Origin of the sequence: Pseudarthrobacter sp. L1SW, assembly GCF_020809045.1 — a bacterium.
In the GTDB taxonomy this organism is placed as follows: domain Bacteria; phylum Actinomycetota; class Actinomycetes; order Actinomycetales; family Micrococcaceae; genus Arthrobacter.
The window spans coordinates 481,344-499,280 of the sequence record NZ_CP078079.1 but is presented as its reverse complement, the minus strand read 5'-3'; the positions used below and the strand labels follow the sequence as shown (position 1 = coordinate 499,280).

Here is a 17,937-nt window from a genome sequence, read left to right as displayed (position 1 = left end):
GCATATACAAGGAGATACCATGACGATCGTGGTGGGATACGTCCCGACCCCCGAGGGTGAAGCCGCCCTGACCCAGGCCATTGCCGAAGCCCGGAAGAGCAACACCACGCTGCTGGTCATCAACTCTTCCAAGGGCGACGCGCTGGTGGACAACCGGTATGCCCAAGAGCCGGAGATCCAGAGCATCGAGGACCGCCTGGCCATCCAGGGCATCCAGCACGTGATCAAGCAGCCGGTCCGCGGCCACGACGCCGCCGCCGAAGTCCTGGACGCCGCGGAAGAACACAACGCCGAATTGATCGTGATCGGACTGCGCCGGCGGACGCCCGTGGGCAAGCTCATCATGGGCAGCGTGTCGCAGCGGATCCTGCTGGAGGCCGACTGCCCTGTCCTGGCGGTCAAGGCCGGCTGAGGCTGCTGAGGCCGCCCGGGCGACGCGTTCCCGGGGCTGGATTCCGTGGTTCCCGGGCAGCCAAAGAGCAGTCATCTGACGTTTGGCCGGAGCAGCCGGTAGAATGGGAGGGCCCTTAGGCATGAAACACAGAAAGTTCTCCCAATGACTACAGCCACCATGGAACGCGACCCCGCCGTTTCCTCCCCCGCCGAAGCACCGGCAGCCAGGTCCATCGACCTGGAGTTTTCCACCGCGCGTGAAGTCCACGCCGGGCTGGAAGAAGCCGTGTCCGAGCTTATTGAGGTTGCCGCGCAGGAAGCCTCCTGCGGCATCCTGGTCACCAGGCTGCACCCCGGCCGCTACACAGTAGCCCTGGATGAATCAGTACCGTTCGGCGAGACCTACGAGGCCATCGCCGCCTGACGAGCAACGCTGCCGGGCGCTTGTCCCGGACGCAACGAAATCCCCGCCCTGCTTGTGCAGTAGGCGGGGATTTCTGTCGTTGTGCTTCCGGGAGCTGCTAGCCGCGGCGCACCTGCACGCCGTCGGATTTCAGGAAGAGCTGTTTCTCCGACGGACCGGCCGGCACCAGCCACAGAACGTTGCCGCTCTGGGACACCTCTTCCACCTCCCCGGCGGCCACCACATGCGCATGCTTGATGATCTCGACGTGGTCCCCGGCCTGGAGGGTTTTCCAGTCGGAAACAGCGGCGGAATGGGCATTGCGCCTTGATAGGACTGCCCCACGTGCTTTCATTTGAACTTCTACCCCTTTGTATACGTTCGGCGCCACAGCCTCTTTGATGTGACTTTCACTACACCTTCAGTTCTACTACACTCGGCGCCCCAGAGCGGGCCGTGTCGGACGAAATTCCACCAAGTGGACGCCGAGTGCGCAGGCGCTGAAGATCCTTCGGAATCAGGCAAGGATTCCGACGGCGGATTCGGCCGCCCGGCGTACCTCGCCCGAGGCCAGCAGCCGGTCCGCCGCCTCCAGTTCCGGTGACAGGAAGCGGTCCGTCCCTGGTCCGTCCACCACGCCACGGAGGGCAGAGATGACGGCGGCGCCCGCAGGCCCCGGCGTCAAGACCCCGCCGGAGAGCCCGCTTCGAATGTCGAGGGCGCGTGCCGACGTCACCAGCTCGATGGCCAGGACCCTGCGCAGGTTCTCCACCGCCTTCCGCAGCTTGCGGGCGGCATGCCAGCCCATCGAAACGTGGTCTTCCTGCATGGCGGAGCTCGGGATGGAATCCACGGACGCCGGAACAGCAAGCCGCTTGTTGTCCGAGACCAGGCCGGCCTGGGTGTACTGGGCGATCATCAGGCCGGAGTCCACGCCGGGATCTGCCGCAAGGAAGGCCGGAAGCCCGTGCGAGCGGGCCGGATCCAACATCCTGTCCGTCCGGCGCTCCGCGATGGAGCTCAGGTCCGCGACGGCGATGGCCAGGAAGTCCAGGACGTAGGCCACCGGGGCGCCGTGGAAGTTGCCGTTGGAGCTGACCCGGCCGTCCGGCAGGACAACGGGGTTGTCTATGGCCGCGGCCAGTTCCCGGGAGGCCACCAATTCGGCGTGGTCAACGGTGTCCCTCACCGCACCGGCCACCTGGGGGGCGCAGCGGAGCGAGTAGGCGTCCTGGACCCGGGAATCTCCCACCTTGTGGGACGCGACGATGGGGGAATCGGACAGGACCCGCAGCATGTTGTCAGCACTTGCGGCCTGCCCCGGGTGCGGACGAAGGGCGGCGTGCAGCTCCGGCAGGAACACCTGGTCGGTGCCCAGCAAAGCCTCCACGCTCATCGCGGCGGTGATGTCCGCCGTCGTCAGCAGCTGGCGAAGGTCCGCGATGGCCATGAGGAGCATGCCCAGCATGCCTTCGGTGCCGTTGACCAGGGCCAGGCCTTCCTTTTCGGCGAGGGTCACGGGCTCGATGCCGTGTCCGGCAAGCAGCTCGGCGACAGGCCGCTCTCCCCGCCCGCCATACCTCACGCCGTCGGGCCCTTCCGCCTCACCCTCGCCCATGAGCACCAGGGCGCAGTGGGACAGCGGCGCGAGGTCGCCCGAGCAGCCGAGCGAGCCGAACTCGCGGACCACGGGAGTGATGCCGGCGTTGAGGACGTCCACCATGGTCTGCAGGACCACGGGGCGGACGCCGGTGCGGCCGGACGCCAGGGTCTTGGCGCGCAGGAACATGATCCCGCGCACCACTTCGCGTTCCACTGCCGGACCCATTCCGGCGGCGTGGCTGCGGATCAGGCTTTTCTGGAGCTGGGTGCGCAGCTCGTTCGGGATGTGCCGGTTGGCCAAGGCGCCGAAGCCGGTGGAGATGCCGTAGGCCGGGACGTCACTGGCGGCGAGGTCGTCGATGTGCGCGCGCACCTTCGCAACTGTTTCCAGCGCTTCCGCGGAGATGGCCACCTTCGCGTTGTGGCGCGCGACGGCGAGCACATCCTCGGGCGTGACGCCGCTGGAGCCGAGGGTGACGGTCAGCGGTTCGTGGGTTGTTATGGTCATGATTCCTACTTTTGTGGTGTGTGGGGATCGATTGCTCCCTACCTGCCGTTTTCAGGGCTCGAAACGACGGGTACGGAGCAATCGATGGACTAGTTGGTCTCGGAAGACTCTTGCATCGGGATGCGGACGCCGCGTTCCTTGGCGACGTCGAGCGCGCGCTCGTAGCCGGCGTCGGCGTGGCGGATAACGCCCATGCCGGGGTCGTTGGTGAGGAGGCGCTCGAGCTTCTGCGCGGCGAGGTCGGTGCCGTCCGCGACGGAGACCTGGCCGGCGTGGATGGAGCGGCCGATGCCCACGCCGCCGCCGTGGTGCAGGGACACCCAGGTGGCGCCGGAGGCGGTGTTGAGCAGGGCGTTCAGCAGGGGCCAGTCGGCGATGGCGTCCGAGCCGTCGGCCATGGCTTCTGTTTCGCGGTACGGGGAGGCGACGGAGCCGGAGTCCAGGTGGTCGCGGCCGATGACGATGGGGGCCTTGACCTTGCCTTCCTTCACGAGCTGGTTGAACAGCAGCCCGGCCTTGGCACGTTCGCCGTAGCCGAGCCAGCAGATCCGCGCCGGGAGGCCTTCAAACTCCACGCGTTCCTGAGCGGCGTCGATCCAGCGGTGCAGGTGCTTGTTCTCCGGGAACAGTTCCTTGATCGCTTCGTCGGTGACGCGGATGTCCTCCGGGTCCCCGGACAGGGCCACCCAGCGGAACGGGCCCAGGCCCTCGCAGAACAGGGGCCGGATGTAGGCCGGGACGAAGCCGGGGAACTCGAACGCACGGGCATAACCGCCCTTGCGGGCTTCGTCGCGGATGGAGTTGCCGTAGTCAAAGACCTCGGCGCCGGCGTCCTGGAATTCCACCATGGCCTGGACGTGCTTGGCCATCGATGCCTGGGCCTTCTTGGTGAATCCTTCGGGGTCGGCTGCGGCTTCCCGGTGCCACTCGGCCACGGAGATTCCCTCAGGCAGGTAGGACAGCGGATCGTGCGCGGAGGTCTGGTCGGTGACGATGTCCACGGTGAGCTCGCCTGCCCGGTGGCGGCGGAGGATCTCGGGGAAGACCTCGGCAGCGTTGCCCACGTAGCCCACGGACCAGCCGCGGCGCTCCTCCTTGGCCTTGAGCACCTTGGCGATGGCGGCGTCGAGGTCTGTTTCCACTTCGTCGAGGTAGCGCTTGCCGGCGCGGCGGCGCAGGCGGGTCTCGTCGACGTCGACAATCAGGCAGGCGCCCTCGTTCAGGGTCACGGCCAGCGGCTGGGCGCCGCCCATGCCGCCGCAGCCTCCCGTCAGGGTCAGCGTGCCGGCGAGGGTGCCGTTCTCGTCTCCGGTCAGCTTGCGGGCGATTGCGGCGAAGGTTTCGAACGTGCCCTGCAGGATGCCCTGGGTGCCGATGTAAATCCAGGACCCGGCGGTCATCTGGCCGTACATCATCAGGCCTTCGGCCTCGAGCCGGCGGAACTCGGGCCAGGTGGCCCAGTCGCCGACGAGGTTGGAGTTCGCCAGCAGCACGCGCGGTGCCCATTCGTTGGTGCGGAACACACCGACCGGCTTGCCGGACTGGACCAGGAGGGTCTCGTCCTTCTCCATGGTTTTCAGCGTGCGGGTGATCGCATCGAACGCAGCCCAACTACGGACGGCGCGGCCGGTGCCACCGTAGACCACCAGGTCATCGGGGCGTTCTGCCACTTCCGGGTCCAGGTTGTTCATCAGCATCCGCAACGGCGCCTCGGTCTGCCAGGACTTGGCGGTGAGCTCAGTGCCGCGGGCTGCTTTGACCGGGCGGGCACCGGTGGTGAAATCGGCGGGTGCCATGGTGGCTCCTTTTCGTCTCGTGTCTGTGGTGTGGAAGAAGTTCTGTATCAACTAAAGCCCGTTGCGGAAGGGCTTTATAGGGGTTTTGGAGGGGCCCTGTCCGGGATTCCAGACGGCTCCCCCTCCCCCGCTTGCGCCATCACTTGTCGTCGTCGAAGGGCCCGAACGGGGACCAGGAGTGACAGGGAAAATTGGGGTTTGGGCTACTTTGCGGGGCGGCCGTGGAGCCGCACCGAGAGTTCGTCGGCGACCTTCTGGACGCGCCCAGCCAGGACGGGCCACTGCTCGGCCGGCACTTTGTCCTCGAGGAACGTCACGGCGACTGCCGCCGTCGGCCATCCCAAGTGGTCCGTGACTGCGGCGGCGATGGAGCCGAAGCCGGGCGTGACCTCGCCGTGTTCGGTGGCGTAGCCGCGCTGCCTGACCTGGTCCAGGTGGGAGGACAGTGCCGAGTACTTCATGATGGCGCCTTCCACCTCATGCCGGGCAGTAAAGGCCGCGGCATTCGGGTACAGCGCACGCACCTGGGACTTGGGCAGCGCTGCAAGGATGGCACGGCCGCTCGCGGTGAGGTGGCTGGGAAGCCGGACGCCGACGTCGGTCACCAGGGAGGGGCGGTTTTTGGCCCGTTCCTCCACGATGTACAGCACGTCCCGCCCGTGGAGCACCGCCAGGTGGGAACTCTCGCCGAGCGCATCCACCAGGGAGGCAAGCAATGGGCGGCCCAGCCGCGACAGGGGCTCCTGCCTGGAGTAGGCGGAACTGAGCTCGAACGCGCTGATGCCCAACCCGTACCGCTGCTCCGCGTGCAGGTGGAGCACAAAGCCGTTGGCCTCCATCACGCCCAGCAGGTGATAGACGCTGGAGCGGGGCAGGCCCAGGGAGGAAGCAATTTGCGACGCCGCCATGGGACCCCGACGCGATGCCAGCAGTTTGAGGATGCGCAGCGTGTTCTCTGCGGCGGGGACCTTGGACGTCACCTTTGAGGCCGCTTTCGGCGCCGCCTTCATGCCGCTGCCGGCCTGCGGCCCTGCCTCCGTAGTCAACACCTGTCCTCCTTGGTTATCGGCGGTACCCCCAGAGCTGTCCGGGATCCCGTACTTAAGCTTGCGCCTCCTGCGGCTTCGTAACGCTCCGGAACGCGCGCAAGGTGTCTGGTATGCCGGACAGGCCAGGCATGAGCACCGGAAGGTTCCTGCACAGATCGGGGACCTGCCCCCTGTTGGCCGGCCCGCCGACAACGCCCTGCTTGAGGCGGGAATCACTTCCCTGGCCGAGGCAGCTTCACTTGGCCGCAGGAAACTGCTGGCGATGCACGGCATCGGGCCGAAGGCCGTTCGGTTCCTCGAAGCGGCCGCTTTGGAGCGCGCTCACCTTCCAGCCCTGAAGCGGCGCCGTCCCCGGCGAAAGAGGAGGAGCAAGGACCGTGGTCCCTGGATACCCAATCCTCCGGCATCCCTGCCTATGTGGATATCGCGGCACCTTCCCGCGCCACCTGAACCGGAAAGCAGCGACCTGTCCAATCTGGAATGAAAGACACCAAGCCCCCGTGAGGCACATCACGTCGCCCGGCAAAGTGGTCTGCTGGTTAGCGGTTCCCCTCCCAATGACGAGAAGGTTATTCGCATGCAACCAGCACCAAGCCCAACCCGGAGCGCAAGTCCGGCCGCACAGCAAACCGCAACATCCGCCGTCGGAAGCGTCCTCAACCGGGGCCTGAACGTGCGCCACATCCGTTTCATGGCGCTGGGCTCGGCGATCGGTACGGGCCTTTTCTACGGTTCAGCCTCGGCCATCCAAAAAGCCGGCCCTGCCGTCCTGCTGGCCTACATCATCGGCGGCGCCGCGGTGTTCATGGTGATGCGGGCCCTCGGCGAGATGGCCGTGCGGCATCCCGTCTCCGGCTCGTTCGGCCAGTACGCGAGCCGCTACCTCGGCCCGCTGGCCGGCTTTGTGACAGGCTGGACCTACGTCTTCGAAATGGCGATCGTGGCCATCGCCGACGTCACCGCATTCAGCATCTACATGGGCTTCTGGTTCCCGCAGGTTGAACGCTGGATCTGGATCCTGGCCATCATCCTTTTCCTGGCCGCGCTCAACCTGCTCAGCGTCAAGGTCTTCGGCGAGCTGGAATTCTGGTTCTCGCTGGTCAAGGTGGCGGCCATCATCGCCATGATCGCCGGCGGTGCAGCGATCATCGTTTTCGGCTTCCAGGCCGGCGGCTCCACTGTTGCACCGGGCATCGGCAACCTTGTTGAACACGGGGGATTCTTCCCGTTCGGCTTTGAGGGGCTGCTCGCATCCTTCGCCGTCGTGATGTTTGCGTTTGGCGGGATCGAGACGCTCGGCATCACGGCCGGAGAGGCCGCCAACCCCAAGCAGGTCATCCCCAAGGCCGTCAATACTGTTCCGGTGCGCGTCCTGCTGTTCTACGTCCTGACGCTGGGGGTGCTCATGAGCCTCTTCCCATGGGACGGGATCGGCAGCAACGGCAGCCCCTTCGTCCAGATCTTCAGCGGGCTGGGCATCCCGGCGGCACCGCACATCCTCAACGCTGTGGTGATCACCGCCGCGCTCTCCGCCATCAACAGCGACATCTTCGGCGCCGGACGCATCCTCTTCGGCCTGTCCCGCCAAGGCCACGCCCCCGCTGCCTTCGGCAAAGTGTCCAGGCACGGCGTCCCTTGGATGACGGTGTTGATGATGGCCGCGATCCTCCTGGTGGGCGTGGTCCTCAACGCCGTCATCCCGGAAGACGTGTTTGTCCTCATCGCCTCCATCGCCACGTTCGCCACCGTGTGGGTGTGGGTGATGATCCTCGCCTCGCATGTCGCCATGAAGCGGGAGATCGCACGGACTGGCCTGCCGGCGTCGGAATTCCCTTCGCCGTGGTGGCCCGGCGCCTCCCTTCTCACCATCGCCTTCATGGCGCTGGCGATCGCCGTCCTGGGCGCGTTCGAGGACACGCGCATCGCGCTCTATGTGGGCGGGACCTGGCTGGCGCTGCTGGTCCTGGCGTACCGGCTGTGGGTCAGGGGTGACGGACGACGGCGGGCGCAGCTTGTGGACGAAACCTCACCGTTACCGGTGGTCACCCCCGCCCCGTAAGCAAACACCTTCAGGCCCAACGCCCACCCGACCCTCTCTCACTTGATGGTGCTTTTGGCCGGACCTTCGCTCACTCGCTTGGAGAAAGTGAGAGGGCGCTGGCCGAAACAGCGCATTAAGTGAGAGAGCGTCGCCTGGGGCGGGGGGAGTGCGGGGGTTGGGAGGGGCGGCGCCAGGTCAGGCAGCCGCAGCGGCAGCGCGCACCGCCTCGGACAGCGACGTAGCCGGGCGGCCGATCAGCCGGCGGAGGTCCCCGGTGCTCACCAGGAGGTCGCCGCGGGCAATGCCGAGGTCTGAATCGGCGAGGATTTCCGCGAATGCTTCCGGAACTCCAAATCCGGCCAGCAGTCCGGCATATTCCGGTGCGGGGAGGTCCTGGTAGGTGATGGCCTTGCCGGTGGCAGCGGTGATTTCGGCTGCCAGGTCCGCCATGCTGAAGGCATTGTCGCCGCCCAGTTCGTAGACCCTGCCCGCCTGGCCTTCAGCCACGAGCACAGCGGCAGCGGCATGGGCGTAGTCGGCGCGGGACGCCGCGCTCACCTTGCCTTCCCCGGCGCTGCCGGCCAGTCCGCCCTGGGCCAGCGTGCCGGGCAACTGGTCCGTGTAGTTCTCCAGGTACCAGCCGTTGCGCAGGAGGACAAAGGGAACACCGGATTCCCGCAGGATGGCCTCCGTTGCCTGGTGCTCAGCCGCCAGCAGCATGCCCGTGGTGTCGGCATTGGCAATGCTCGTGTAGGCCAGCAGCTCAACGCCTTCTGCCTTTGCCGCCTCGATTACTGTGCGGTGCTGCTCCACCCTCTGCCCCACCTCGCTGCCGGAAATGAGGAGCACCTTCCCGGCTCCTTTCAGGGCGGCCGCCACTGACTGGGCATCCGAGTAGTCCATCGCTTTGACCCGCACGCCCCGTTCGGCGAAGTCGGCCAGCTTTTCCACGGAACGCCCCGCGGCCACGATGTCCTCCGCGGGAACGTTGCGCTCCAGCAGCGCTTCGATGGCGTGGCGGCCCAGCTTGCCTGTTGCTCCGGTGATGACGATGCTCATGAAGGTTCCTTCCGTTGGTTGTCTGTCATGGTGGACAACCACGCCCCCACCGGAATACTTCCCTAAAGAGAGTACGCACTTTGAGGTAAGGTACTGTCATGAAAGTAAGTACCGGCAGTGCCGGGCAGAGCGCTCCCCTTCCGGTGGCCCTTGCCGACGGCGTTTTCCCGGCGGGGTGCCCCAGCAGGACAGTGCTGGACCACATCACCAGCAAGTGGGGCGTCCTGATCCTGCTCGCCCTGTCCGAGGGTGAGCAGCGGTGGAGCGATCTGCGGCGCCGCGCGGAGGGCATCAGCGAGAAGATGCTGGCCCAGACCCTCAAGACGCTGGAGCGGGACGGCCTGGTGCGCCGGGACGCGCAGCCCGTCATTCCGCCGCGGGTGGACTACAGCCTCACCGATCGCGGCTATGAGCTCAGTACCCTGCTGGTCCCGCTGGTGGCCTGGGCATTCGAGAACGCAGACGACATCGTGAAAGGCCAGCGCTGAACAGGAGCTTCCGCTGGCAAGTAGCGGCGCCAGAAAAAATGAGTACTTGTTACTGGTGTGACGCATGTGAATAGCGCCTAGCTTAGGCGTAAGGTGCTTAGCCGGAATGGGAGGGCCGCCCTCTGCTGGGAGCGTTCCGGCCACCTGCACCGCGGTGAGCGGCCGTGCGCCGCTTTCGAGGAGTGGTATGCATGGTCAGAGCCGTCGTCCGGGACCCGTCCAGTATGGGCCAGCCAATCAGCCTGAGCCAGGTAGTGGTGCAGGCATGGAACCGCGTCACAAGGTCCTTCGGCCCGCGGTCACCCTACAAAATCGGTGATGCCGTAGTGGCGGATGACCCTTTCAAAGGGCGCCGCGAGGGATTGGTGGTGTTCCTGCAGGGCACATCCGTGGGTGTGGACACCGTCCACGGCGTGTTCTTCTATGACCACCGGCAACTCAAACAGCTGGATTGAGTTTTTGTCCAGATATGCAGGGCTGTGGAGGCCCTGCATATCTGGACAAAAACTGCGGAACGGTACGGCTGATAGAGCTAGCGGGCCGACCAGCCGCCGTCCATGGTGTAACTGGCGCCGGTCACCATGCCGGCGTGGTCGGACGCCAGCCAGGCCACCAGGGAAGCCACTTCCTCCGGCTCCACGAGCCGCTTGATGGCGGACTCGGTCAGCATGATCTTCGCCAACACCTCGGCTTCGGGGATGCCGTGGACCTTGGCCTGGTCCGCTATCTGCGATTCCACCAGCGGCGTGCGGACGTAGCCTGGGTTGATGCAGTTGGAGGTAACACCGTACGCCCCGCCCTCCAGCGCCGTCACCTTGCTGAGCCCTTCCAGGCCGTGCTTGGCGGAAACGTACGCGCTCTTGAACGGGGACGCACGGATGCCGTGGACCGAAGAAAGGTTGATGATCCGGCCGAAGTTGTTGGCATACATGTGCGGCAGCGCGGCCCGGATCAGCAGGAACGGTGCCTCTAGCATGAGGGTGATGAGCCGGCGGAAATCGGCCGGTTCAAACTCCTCGATGGGGCTGATGCGCTGGATTCCTGCGTTGTTGACAAGGATGTCGCAGTCCAGGCTGAGTGCCGAAAGGGCATCCACGTCCAGCAGGTCCACCGCCCAGGAGGTGCCGCCCACCTCGTCGGCAAGCGCTTCCGCAGCCGCCTCGTCAACGTCCGCGATCACCACCTTGGCGCCCCGTGCGGCGAGGGCGCGCACACTGGCAGCGCCGATCCCGCCGGCTCCGCCGGTCACCAGTGCCTTGCGGCCGTTCAGCGTGTTTTCCATTTCCCAGCCTTCCAGTTCAAAGATTTTCTACGAACCGGCCGGCTCCAGCAGCGCTGGAGCCAGCCACACCCAAGCAGCTCAGCGCGTGGCTGCCGCTACCGCCAGGCCTTCGCGTTCGGCGTCGGCCCTGTCCACGTCCTCAAGGGCTATGCCCTTGGTTTCCTTGAGGCTCAGCACCGCCACGGTGGTGACGGCGCACGCCACCACCAGGTAGATGGCGGTGGGAACCCACGAGCCCGTGTCCTTCAGCCACTGGGTGGCCAGGAGCGGCGCCAGCGAGCCGGCGACGATCGAGGTGACTTGCGAGCCCAGCGACACCCCGGCGTAGCGCATCCGGGTGGGGAAGAGCTCCGACATGATGGCCGGCTGCCCGGCATACATAAAGGCGTGCAGGCAGAGTCCGATGGTCACGGCCAGGACGATCACCACCGCGTTCTTCGTGTCGAACATGGGGAACGCGAAGAAGGGCCAGGTGGCACCGGTGATGGCGCCCACCAGGTACACAGGCTTGCGGCCCCAGCTGTCCACGAGGCGTCCCACCTGCGGAATGACCAGGAAGTGGACGACGTGGGCAATCAGCAGGGCGAGGAGGAGCGAGGACGTGTCGTACTTATGGACGCTCTTGAGGTACACAATCGCGAAGCTGACCACGAGGTAGTACATGATGTTTTCCGCGAACCGGAGGCCCATGGCCTGCAGGATGCCCTTGGGGTACTTGCGGATGACCTCGCGCACGCCGTAGCTCACGGCCTGTTCCTGCTCCACCAGCTCCTTGGCCTTCAGGAAGATGGGCGCTTCAGTAACGTGGGTGCGGATGTAGTAGCCCACGAAGACGATCACCGCGGACAGCCAGAAGGCCACCCGCCAGCCCCAGCCGAGGAACGCTTCCGGGCTGAGCGTGGAGGACATGACGAACAGCACCAGCGTGGCCAGCAGGTTGCCCACCGGAACGGCGGACTGGGGCCAGCTGGACCAGAATCCGCGGGACTTGTTGGGGCTGTGTTCGGCGACAAGAAGCACGGCGCCACCCCATTCGCCGCCCAGTGCAAAGCCCTGGATAAAGCGCAGGAACACCAGCAGTGCCGGTGCGAGGTACCCGATCTCGGCGAAGCCCGGGAGGCAGCCCATCAGGAAGGTGGACACGCCGATGATCACGATGGTGAGCTGCAGGGTGGGCTTGCGGCCCAGCTTGTCCCCGATCTGGCCGAAGACGATGCCGCCGAGCGGCCGTGCGACGAAGCCCACGGCGTAGGTGATGAACGCCTGGATGATGCCGTCCAGCTCGTTGCCGGTGGCAGGGAAGAAGTACTTGCCGAACACCAGGGTTGCTGCAGTGGCGTAGAGGAAGAACTCGTACCATTCCACTACGGTGCCAACCATGGAGGCTGCGACGATTTTCTTGAGGCCGGCGCCCTTTGGGGCAGGCTCGGCCGATGGTGCAGAGCGTTGTTCTACGCTCATAAATGTTCTCCTTGGTGTCTACGTCGACACGCGCTGTGATGCACAGCACTGTATGGGCTCAGATGAGTATTGCCGCAGAAAGTCTGCGATTCAATGGCCAAACCAGCACCCTCTGTGTGCAGAATTGCAGATATGGATACGAACCCGGATGACCTGCTGGTCCTGCTGGCCGTCTCGCGGTCAGCAAAATTCACGACGGCGGCGCAGTCCTTGGGACTGAACCACACCACCGTTTCGCGCCGGATAGCCGCCCTGGAGAAGTCGCTGGGCGGCCGGGTGCTGGCCCGGGCAGCGGGAGGCTGGGAGCTGACCGACCTCGGCGCCCAGGCGGTGCGCGTGGCCGAACAGGTGGAGGCGGCGGTGGGCACGCTGGGACCTGCCGGCAAGGCACCGGACCCCATTACCGGCGTCGTCCGCATGACCGCGACGGACGGGTTCAGCGCCTACATTGCCGCTCCCGCCGTGGCGAGGCTGCGGCGGAACCACCCGGGGCTGAGCGTGGAAGTGGTGACCATGACCCGGCGGGCGCTGCAACAGCGCTCGGGCCTGGACATTGAAGTGGTGGTGGGTGAACCGCAGGTGCACCGGGCCGAAGCGGTGAGGCTGGGCGACTACATGCTGGGGATGTACGCCTCGCGGGCGTACCTCGCGGAGCACGGGACCCCCGCCAGCGTGGCTGAACTCAACGGGCACCCGCTGGTCTATTTCGTGGACTCGATGCTGCAGGTGGACGACCTCGACGCGCCGCGCAGGCTGGTGCCGGGGATGCGGGACGGGCTGACCTCCACCAACGTCTTTGTCCACGTGGAAGCAACGCGCGCCGGAGCGGGGATTGGTTTCCTGCCCTGCTTCATGGGCGACCTCCATGAGGACCTGGTCCGCCTCCTGCCCACCGAAATCGCCGAACTGCTGCCCTACTGGATGGTGCTGAGGCCGGACTCGCTGCGCCGGCCTGCCGTGGCGGCAGTTGTCCATGCGCTCCGGGAACAGGTGGCCGCGCACCGGGAAAAGCTCCTGGGGAGGGGAAAGACCTCATCCACTGTTTCGTAGCTGTCGTTTAGGAGGGCGAAAACGACCCCTATGGAGCAGTCGACGGGGTTACCGGCGGGTCGTGGCGGACCGGGGCTCCGGCCGCAAACGCCCGGACCTGCGCGTCGTCCCACAGGTGCGCCGGGACGGCGCCGCCCAGGAGGCGCCGGGCGAGCTTCGGGTCATCGCCGAAGGGTGTGTCGCTGCCGGCCATCACCATGTTGCCGTAGCGCCGGCCCTTGAGCATGGCCGGGTCTGCGATGATGACGGTGTGCCTGAAGGAGGCCGCGATGGTGGCGGCATCCTCCCGGGCGTTCTTCAGGTCCGGCGCGTCGCCGGAGTTCACCACGTACATCCCGCCGGGAGCAAGGACGCGGCGGACGTGCTGGTTGAACTCGGCGGTGGTCAGCGGACGCGGGGTCACCGCGCCGGCAAAAACGTCCCGGATGATGAAGTCTCGGGTCTCCGCCGTCAGGGTTTCGGTCACGTGCCGGGCCTCCCCCACGCGAAGGCGCAGCAGCGGCGCCTTGGGGAGGTCGAACCAGCCGCGCACGTACTCCGCCAGCTTGCCGTCCAGTTCCACCACCACCTGCCGGGCGTCCGGGTAGACGGCGTGGAAGTAGCGGGCCAGGGAGCAGGCGCCGCCGCCCAGGTGCAGGCCGCGCAGCTTTGGGGCTTCAGGCTTCTGCGCGGCACCGGAGGAAACGCCCGACGGCGGCCAGCGGGACTCGATGAGCGCGGCCATCCATCGCATGTACTCGAAGTCCAGGAACAGCGGGTCCGCGAGGTCGATGTGCGAGCTCATGACGCCGTTGATCTTCAGGAGCCAGCCGGTGGAGTTGTCCTGGTCCGCGATCAGCTCGCAGTCACCGGTGTCGATGTAGTACACACCCTCAACCGGACCGTTCGGCCGGGTTCCTTTGGGCACTTCCACCACGCCCGCCGCCGGACGGCTGCCGCGGCCCCCGGGTTTTCCGCGCTTCGCCATGACCCGTGCCCCGCTTCAGTCCGTCCAACCAGTTCGAGTATCCAACCCTAGTTGGTCTGCACCGCCCCTTCACCTTCGCGGATCCGGTTCACCACGGCAGTGGTGGAACGCTCCGCCACGTAATCCAGGATGGCCACCCGGCCGCCGTACTCCTCCACGGCCGGGGTTTCGGCCAGCATCTCCGGGGTGTAGTCCCCGCCCTTGGCGTACACCTCGGGCCGGAGCTGCCGGATCAGCGGGGCCGCGGTGGGGGTATCGAAGACGGTCACGTAGTCCACGCAGCTCAGTGCCGCCACCACGGCGGCCCGGTCCGCGACCCCGTTGATGGGCCGTCCCGCGCCCTTGAGCCGCCGGACGGAGCCGTCACTGTTCAGGGCCACCACCAGGATGTCGCCCAGCTGTTTGGCCTGGTTTAGGTACCGGGTGTGCCCGCTGTGCAGCACATCGAAGCAGCCGTTGGTCAGGACGATGCGCTGCCCCTCCGCCCGGTGCACTTCCAGCTGCCGTTCCAGTTCGTCCGCACCCAGGGCGGTGTCCGCGAAGGCCTTCAGGTACCGGCTGAGCTGTGCCGTGCTGCAGACCGACGTGCCGGGCTGGTGCACCACCACGTCCGCAGCGGACTGCGCCAGGTCCAGGCTCGCCGTCAGCGGCAGGCCGGCCGAACGCGCCAGGGTCAGGGCGGCCACAAAAGTGTCGCCTGCTCCCGACGCCTGCTTTTCGGCGGCCGGGCGCGCCCACGTCCGGTGCGTGACGCCGTCCGGCCTCAGCAGGACGGTGCCGTCGCGGTCCAGCGTGACCACCACGGCTCCTGCTCCCGTGGCCGCCAGCAGCGCATCCGCGTGCCTGCCCACCTCGGCCACCCTGTCCTGCCCCTCGGGAAGCCGCACATCCAGCATCCGCGCCGTTTCCTGCGCGTTGGGGGTCACCAGGTCGGGATGCAGCGCGGCCCAGGGCCGGGGGTCGTGCGAATCGACCACCAGCAGGGGCCGCCCGCCGGCGTCCCCGCGGTCCTTGCCCGCCAGGGCGTCCTCCAGGCCGCGGCGGACGGGGTCCGCCAGGACGCCGGTGCCGTAATCGCACACCATCACGGAGTCCTGGTGCTCGACGGCGGCGCGCACCGAGGCGGCCAGCTCCGCCAGCGCTTCGGCGGGCACGGACTTGGCCGCGTCATCGATGCGGAGCATCACCTGGCCGCCGCTGCTGATCCGGATCTTGGTGGTGGTGACCATGTCCGGGTGGTCCAGCAGGTAGGTGACGTCGATCCCCGCCGCCACCAGCTGGCTCCGGAGGTCCACCCCGGCGTCGTCCGTTCCGATGATGCCGGCAACGGACACCCGCGCCCCCAGGGCGGCCAGGTTCATGGCGGTGTTGGCGGCCCCGCCGGGTACGGACGCGCGGGACTGGATGTCCACCACCGGAGCCGGGGCCTCACGGCAGAGCCGCTCGATGCTGCCGCTCCACCACCCGTCCAGCATGACGTCGCCGAGCACCAGGATGGCCGGCTGCTCCGCCGCCAGCCGCCCGGGCAGCCATTCGGCGAGCGCCCGCTGCTGCGACAGGTCCCCTGCCTCGGGCGTGATGCTCATGGCCGGTCCTCCCCCTCTTGCTGTGTTGCCTGGGCTGGCGGTGCCGCGATGTGCACCACTTTCACCCGGCTGAACTCATCCAGGAGTTCCGGGCCGTAGCCGAAACCGGCACCGCTCGCACCCCGCGGTTGGGCGGCGCCGCCGGGGGCACCGCCAAACACCTCGTTGATCTTCACCGTGCCCACGGGAAGGGCGGCCACCGCCTGCTGGATGTGGGCAATATTGCCGGACAGGACTGTGGCAGCGAGGCCATACCTGCCGCTGCACGCGAGCCGCAGGCCGTCGTCGAACGTTTTCACCACCTGCACCGGCGCGACGGGCCCGAAGGTTTCCTCGGTCATCACCTCCATTGTGTCGGTGCATCCGGTCAGCACCGTGGCGGGATAGAAGGAGCCCGGACCGTCGGGAAGGGCGCCGCCCTCCACGGCGCGGGCGCCCTGCTGCAGTGCGTCGGCCACGTGTGCGTGGACGGCCTCGCGCATCCGCCCGTCCACCAGCGGGGCAACCGTGCCGTGGCCGTTGCGGAGCGCGGCCTCTGCCTCCAGGGCGGCGCAGAATTCGGCTGCGATGGCCTCGTGGACGTAGATCCGTTCAACCGCCACGCAGATCTGCCCGCTGTTGCTGAAGGCGCCGATCGCGGCCTGCTCGGCTGCCCACACGGGATCCACGTCCCGGTCCACCAGCAGCGGATCGTTTCCGCCGTTTTCCCGGATGACGTGGGCACCGGTGAGCGCTCCGGCCCTGGCAATGCGGGCACCGGAAGCGCTTGAGCCCACGTGCGCGATAACGTCCACCTCGGACTCGGCAAGGAGCGCGCCGACGCCCGCGCCGCCTGACAGCGTCTGGAAGACACCCGGCGGGAAGGCCGGCGCCAGGACCTCCCCGAGGGCTTCGCCGAGGCGCGGGCAGCGCTCGCTGGGTTTGTGGATCACGGTATTGCCGGTGACCAGCGCGGCGCCGATCAACCCGCAGGCCACGGCCACGGGATCATTCCACGGGGTGAGGAGCGCGGCCACTCCCCGCGGCTCCGCCACCGTGTAGTCCGAGGCCAGCGCATTTCCCCGCAGGCTGAGGCCGCGGTGGATGGGGCCGAGCTCGGCATACTGCTCCAGGGTGGACACTCCGGCGGCAATCCCCGCCAGCGATTCGTCCACCGGCCGGCCCGTTTCGCTGGCATTCAGCCCGGCCAGTTCCTGGGCGGCCGCATCGAGCGCGCGCGCGGCCGCCTTGAGTGCGGCACCCCGCTGGGCTGCGGCAGTGGAAGCCCAGTCCGGGGACGCGCTGCGGGCTACCTCCACGGCACGGGCCACGGCATCCGGCCCGGCCTCCGGCACGGTCCAGAGGACCTCCCCGGTGCGCGGGTTGCGGATGGTGATGCCGCCGCGCTCAGCCAATTCCTGGTCCGTTGTTGTTTCGATGGCAGTGGTGGGCATGGTGTTCCTCCCGTCGTTTCCGGTCTGGTGGACTGTTGCCTTTAGGGCCAGGAGCCCTCTTCCTCGTGGCAGATCAGCATTTCGCGGACCTCGCAGCCGGTGGGCTGGTTCAACGCGAACAGGATGGCCTGCGCGGTGTTGGCGGGGTCGTTGAGGCGCGAATCGTCCTGCGGCTTGTACTGCTCCGTGCGGTCATCGAAGAACCGCGTTTTCATGCCGCCGGGGATCATGGTGGTCACGCCGATCTCTCCCCCCGTCTCGGCGGCGAGCGCGTGGCTGAAGCCCACCACGCCGAACTTCGAGGCGCAGTAGGCCGTCGCATCGGCAACGGCGCGCTTGCCCAGGGTGGAAGCAACGGTCACCACCCGGCCGTGGCTGGCCTTGAGGTAGGGCAGGGCCGCCCGCACCACGGACACCGTGCCCATCAGGTTCACGCCGATGACCTTTTCCCACTCGGTGGCTTCGACGTCGGCGAGCTTGCCGCAGCGGTCGATGCCGGCTGCGGTGACCACGGCTTCCAGCCCGCCAAGCGATTCGGCGGCTTCCTTTACTGCGGCCTCCACGGCGGCGCGGTCCGCCACGTCCACTTCGAAGGCCTTGACGTTGGAGACGCTGCTGATGTCCCGGTCCAGCACCACCGGGGTGCCGCCCGCCTTGAGGACGGCGTCGACGACGGCGGCCCCCAGTCCGGAGGCACCTCCCGTTACGAGCACGCGGCCGGGGGTCTGCGAGGCAGGCACATTTACTTCTGCAGTCATGGTGTTCCTTTCAATGGGAAATACAAACTTTGGGGCGGGTGGGCGGCTGGCTCACCTGGCG

General features: G+C 67.2%; 17 protein-coding genes. 6 read left to right on the top strand and 11 right to left on the bottom strand.

The annotated features are described in order from the left end of the window. The first annotated feature begins 19 nt into the window (after positions 1–19). The gene (locus tag KTR40_RS02395) at positions 20–412 is read left to right on the top strand and encodes a universal stress protein (protein ID WP_139027687.1); all 393 of its coding nucleotides are present in this window, start codon (positions 20–22) and stop codon (positions 410–412) included. 144 nt (positions 413–556) lie between these two features. Continuing rightward, entirely contained in the window at positions 557–817 is a 261-nt protein-coding gene (locus KTR40_RS02390) for a hypothetical protein (protein WP_139027686.1), read from the top strand. Positions 818–914: 97 nt separating this feature from the next. Here KTR40_RS02390 and KTR40_RS02385 read toward each other — a convergent pair whose 3' ends face one another. The 4 genes from KTR40_RS02385 to KTR40_RS02370 all read right to left on the bottom strand — a co-directional run bounded on the left by KTR40_RS02385 (position 915) and on the right by KTR40_RS02370 (position 5,712). Continuing rightward, positions 915–1,151, bottom strand: a complete 237-nt coding sequence (locus KTR40_RS02385; protein ID WP_139027685.1) for a hypothetical protein — start codon at positions 1,149–1,151, stop codon at positions 915–917. A gap of 162 nt (positions 1,152–1,313) precedes the next feature. Continuing rightward, positions 1,314–2,906 carry a histidine ammonia-lyase gene (gene hutH, locus KTR40_RS02380; RefSeq protein ID WP_228405175.1) on the bottom strand — a complete coding sequence of 531 codons (1,593 nt, stop codon included), beginning with the start codon at positions 2,904–2,906 and terminating at the stop codon, positions 1,314–1,316. 89 nt (positions 2,907–2,995) lie between these two features. After that, positions 2,996–4,702: a urocanate hydratase gene (hutU, locus tag KTR40_RS02375; protein WP_228405174.1), complete on the bottom strand. Its 1,707-nt coding sequence runs from the start codon at positions 4,700–4,702 to the stop codon at positions 2,996–2,998. A gap of 203 nt (positions 4,703–4,905) precedes the next feature. Beyond that, positions 4,906–5,712 (bottom strand): IclR family transcriptional regulator, encoded by an 807-nt coding sequence (locus tag KTR40_RS02370; protein ID WP_228406232.1) that lies wholly within the window; start codon positions 5,710–5,712, stop codon positions 4,906–4,908. A 616-nt stretch (positions 5,713–6,328) separates the two neighbouring features. Between KTR40_RS02370 and KTR40_RS02365 the strand changes: the two genes are divergently transcribed. Further along, entirely contained in the window at positions 6,329–7,810 is a 1,482-nt protein-coding gene (locus KTR40_RS02365; protein ID WP_228405173.1) for an amino acid permease, read from the top strand. A gap of 177 nt (positions 7,811–7,987) precedes the next feature. Here the strand turns inward: KTR40_RS02365 and KTR40_RS02360 are convergent, their stop codons facing one another. Next, a complete protein-coding gene (locus tag KTR40_RS02360) occupies positions 7,988–8,851 on the bottom strand; it encodes an SDR family oxidoreductase (RefSeq protein WP_228405172.1) in 864 nt (287 codons plus the stop codon). 98 nt (positions 8,852–8,949) lie between these two features. Between KTR40_RS02360 and KTR40_RS02355 the strand changes: the two genes are divergently transcribed. Together KTR40_RS02355 and KTR40_RS02350 are read left to right on the top strand one after the other, a co-directional pair. Next, positions 8,950–9,339, top strand: a complete 390-nt coding sequence (locus KTR40_RS02355) for a helix-turn-helix domain-containing protein (protein WP_228405171.1) — start codon at positions 8,950–8,952, stop codon at positions 9,337–9,339. Between the two features lie 191 nt (positions 9,340–9,530). Then, positions 9,531–9,794, top strand: coding sequence for a hypothetical protein (locus KTR40_RS02350; RefSeq protein ID WP_228405170.1), 264 nt, complete (start codon positions 9,531–9,533; stop codon positions 9,792–9,794). A 77-nt stretch (positions 9,795–9,871) separates the two neighbouring features. Here KTR40_RS02350 and KTR40_RS02345 read toward each other — a convergent pair whose 3' ends face one another. Both KTR40_RS02345 and KTR40_RS02340 read right to left on the bottom strand, forming a co-directional pair. After that, a complete protein-coding gene (locus tag KTR40_RS02345) occupies positions 9,872–10,621 on the bottom strand; it encodes a 3-hydroxybutyrate dehydrogenase (RefSeq protein WP_139027678.1) in 750 nt (249 codons plus the stop codon). A 78-nt stretch (positions 10,622–10,699) separates the two neighbouring features. Further along, entirely contained in the window at positions 10,700–12,082 is a 1,383-nt protein-coding gene (locus KTR40_RS02340; RefSeq protein ID WP_228405169.1) for an MFS transporter, read from the bottom strand. A gap of 132 nt (positions 12,083–12,214) precedes the next feature. On the opposite strand from KTR40_RS02340, the gene KTR40_RS02335 reads away from it, so the two are divergent. After that, entirely contained in the window at positions 12,215–13,132 is a 918-nt protein-coding gene (locus KTR40_RS02335; protein ID WP_139027676.1) for a LysR family transcriptional regulator, read from the top strand. Between the two features lie 28 nt (positions 13,133–13,160). Here the strand turns inward: KTR40_RS02335 and KTR40_RS02330 are convergent, their stop codons facing one another. Genes KTR40_RS02330 through KTR40_RS02315 form a run of 4 tightly spaced genes read right to left on the bottom strand, consistent with a single transcriptional unit; the run spans position 13,161 to position 17,876 of the window. Next, complete coding sequence (locus KTR40_RS02330) at positions 13,161–14,099, bottom strand: spermidine synthase (protein ID WP_228405168.1); 939 nt, start codon at positions 14,097–14,099, stop codon at positions 13,161–13,163. Between the two features lie 47 nt (positions 14,100–14,146). After that, positions 14,147–15,685, bottom strand: a complete 1,539-nt coding sequence (rfaE2, locus tag KTR40_RS02325; RefSeq protein ID WP_228405167.1) for a D-glycero-beta-D-manno-heptose 1-phosphate adenylyltransferase — start codon at positions 15,683–15,685, stop codon at positions 14,147–14,149. Further along, a complete protein-coding gene (locus tag KTR40_RS02320) occupies positions 15,682–17,118 on the bottom strand; it encodes an aldehyde dehydrogenase (protein ID WP_228405166.1) in 1,437 nt (478 codons plus the stop codon). The genes rfaE2 and KTR40_RS02320 overlap by 4 nt, the downstream gene beginning before the upstream one ends. A 41-nt stretch (positions 17,119–17,159) precedes the next feature. Continuing rightward, positions 17,160–17,876 (bottom strand): SDR family oxidoreductase, encoded by a 717-nt coding sequence (locus KTR40_RS02315; protein WP_139027672.1) that lies wholly within the window; start codon positions 17,874–17,876, stop codon positions 17,160–17,162. Positions 17,877–17,937: the final 61 nt, after the last annotated feature.

Bases quoted from the DNA above. Each gene is read 5' to 3' on its own strand.
- KTR40_RS02335 (WP_139027676.1), top strand. From the start codon at position 12,215: ATGGATACGAACCCGGATGACCTGCTGGTCCTGCTGGCCGTCTCGCGG.
- KTR40_RS02360 (WP_228405172.1), bottom strand. From the start codon at position 8,851: ATGAGCATCGTCATCACCGGAGCAACAGGCAAGCTGGGCCGCCACGCC.
- KTR40_RS02330 (WP_228405168.1), bottom strand. From the start codon at position 14,099: ATGGCGAAGCGCGGAAAACCCGGGGGCCGCGGCAGCCGTCCGGCGGCG.
- KTR40_RS02395 (WP_139027687.1), top strand. From the start codon at position 20: ATGACGATCGTGGTGGGATACGTCCCGACCCCCGAGGGTGAAGCCGCC.
- KTR40_RS02315 (WP_139027672.1), bottom strand. From the start codon at position 17,876: ATGACTGCAGAAGTAAATGTGCCTGCCTCGCAGACCCCCGGCCGCGTG.
- KTR40_RS02320 (WP_228405166.1), bottom strand. From the start codon at position 17,118: ATGCCCACCACTGCCATCGAAACAACAACGGACCAGGAATTGGCTGAG.
- KTR40_RS02340 (WP_228405169.1), bottom strand. From the start codon at position 12,082: ATGAGCGTAGAACAACGCTCTGCACCATCGGCCGAGCCTGCCCCAAAG.
- KTR40_RS02345 (WP_139027678.1), bottom strand. From the start codon at position 10,621: ATGGAAAACACGCTGAACGGCCGCAAGGCACTGGTGACCGGCGGAGCC.
- rfaE2 (WP_228405167.1), bottom strand. From the start codon at position 15,685: ATGAGCATCACGCCCGAGGCAGGGGACCTGTCGCAGCAGCGGGCGCTC.
- KTR40_RS02390 (WP_139027686.1), top strand. From the start codon at position 557: ATGACTACAGCCACCATGGAACGCGACCCCGCCGTTTCCTCCCCCGCC.
- KTR40_RS02385 (WP_139027685.1), bottom strand. From the start codon at position 1,151: ATGAAAGCACGTGGGGCAGTCCTATCAAGGCGCAATGCCCATTCCGCC.
- hutU (WP_228405174.1), bottom strand. From the start codon at position 4,702: ATGGCACCCGCCGATTTCACCACCGGTGCCCGCCCGGTCAAAGCAGCC.
- KTR40_RS02350 (WP_228405170.1), top strand. From the start codon at position 9,531: ATGGTCAGAGCCGTCGTCCGGGACCCGTCCAGTATGGGCCAGCCAATC.
- KTR40_RS02365 (WP_228405173.1), top strand. From the start codon at position 6,329: ATGCAACCAGCACCAAGCCCAACCCGGAGCGCAAGTCCGGCCGCACAG.
- KTR40_RS02355 (WP_228405171.1), top strand. From the start codon at position 8,950: ATGAAAGTAAGTACCGGCAGTGCCGGGCAGAGCGCTCCCCTTCCGGTG.
- hutH (WP_228405175.1), bottom strand. From the start codon at position 2,906: ATGACCATAACAACCCACGAACCGCTGACCGTCACCCTCGGCTCCAGC.
- KTR40_RS02370 (WP_228406232.1), bottom strand. From the start codon at position 5,712: ATGAAGGCGGCGCCGAAAGCGGCCTCAAAGGTGACGTCCAAGGTCCCC.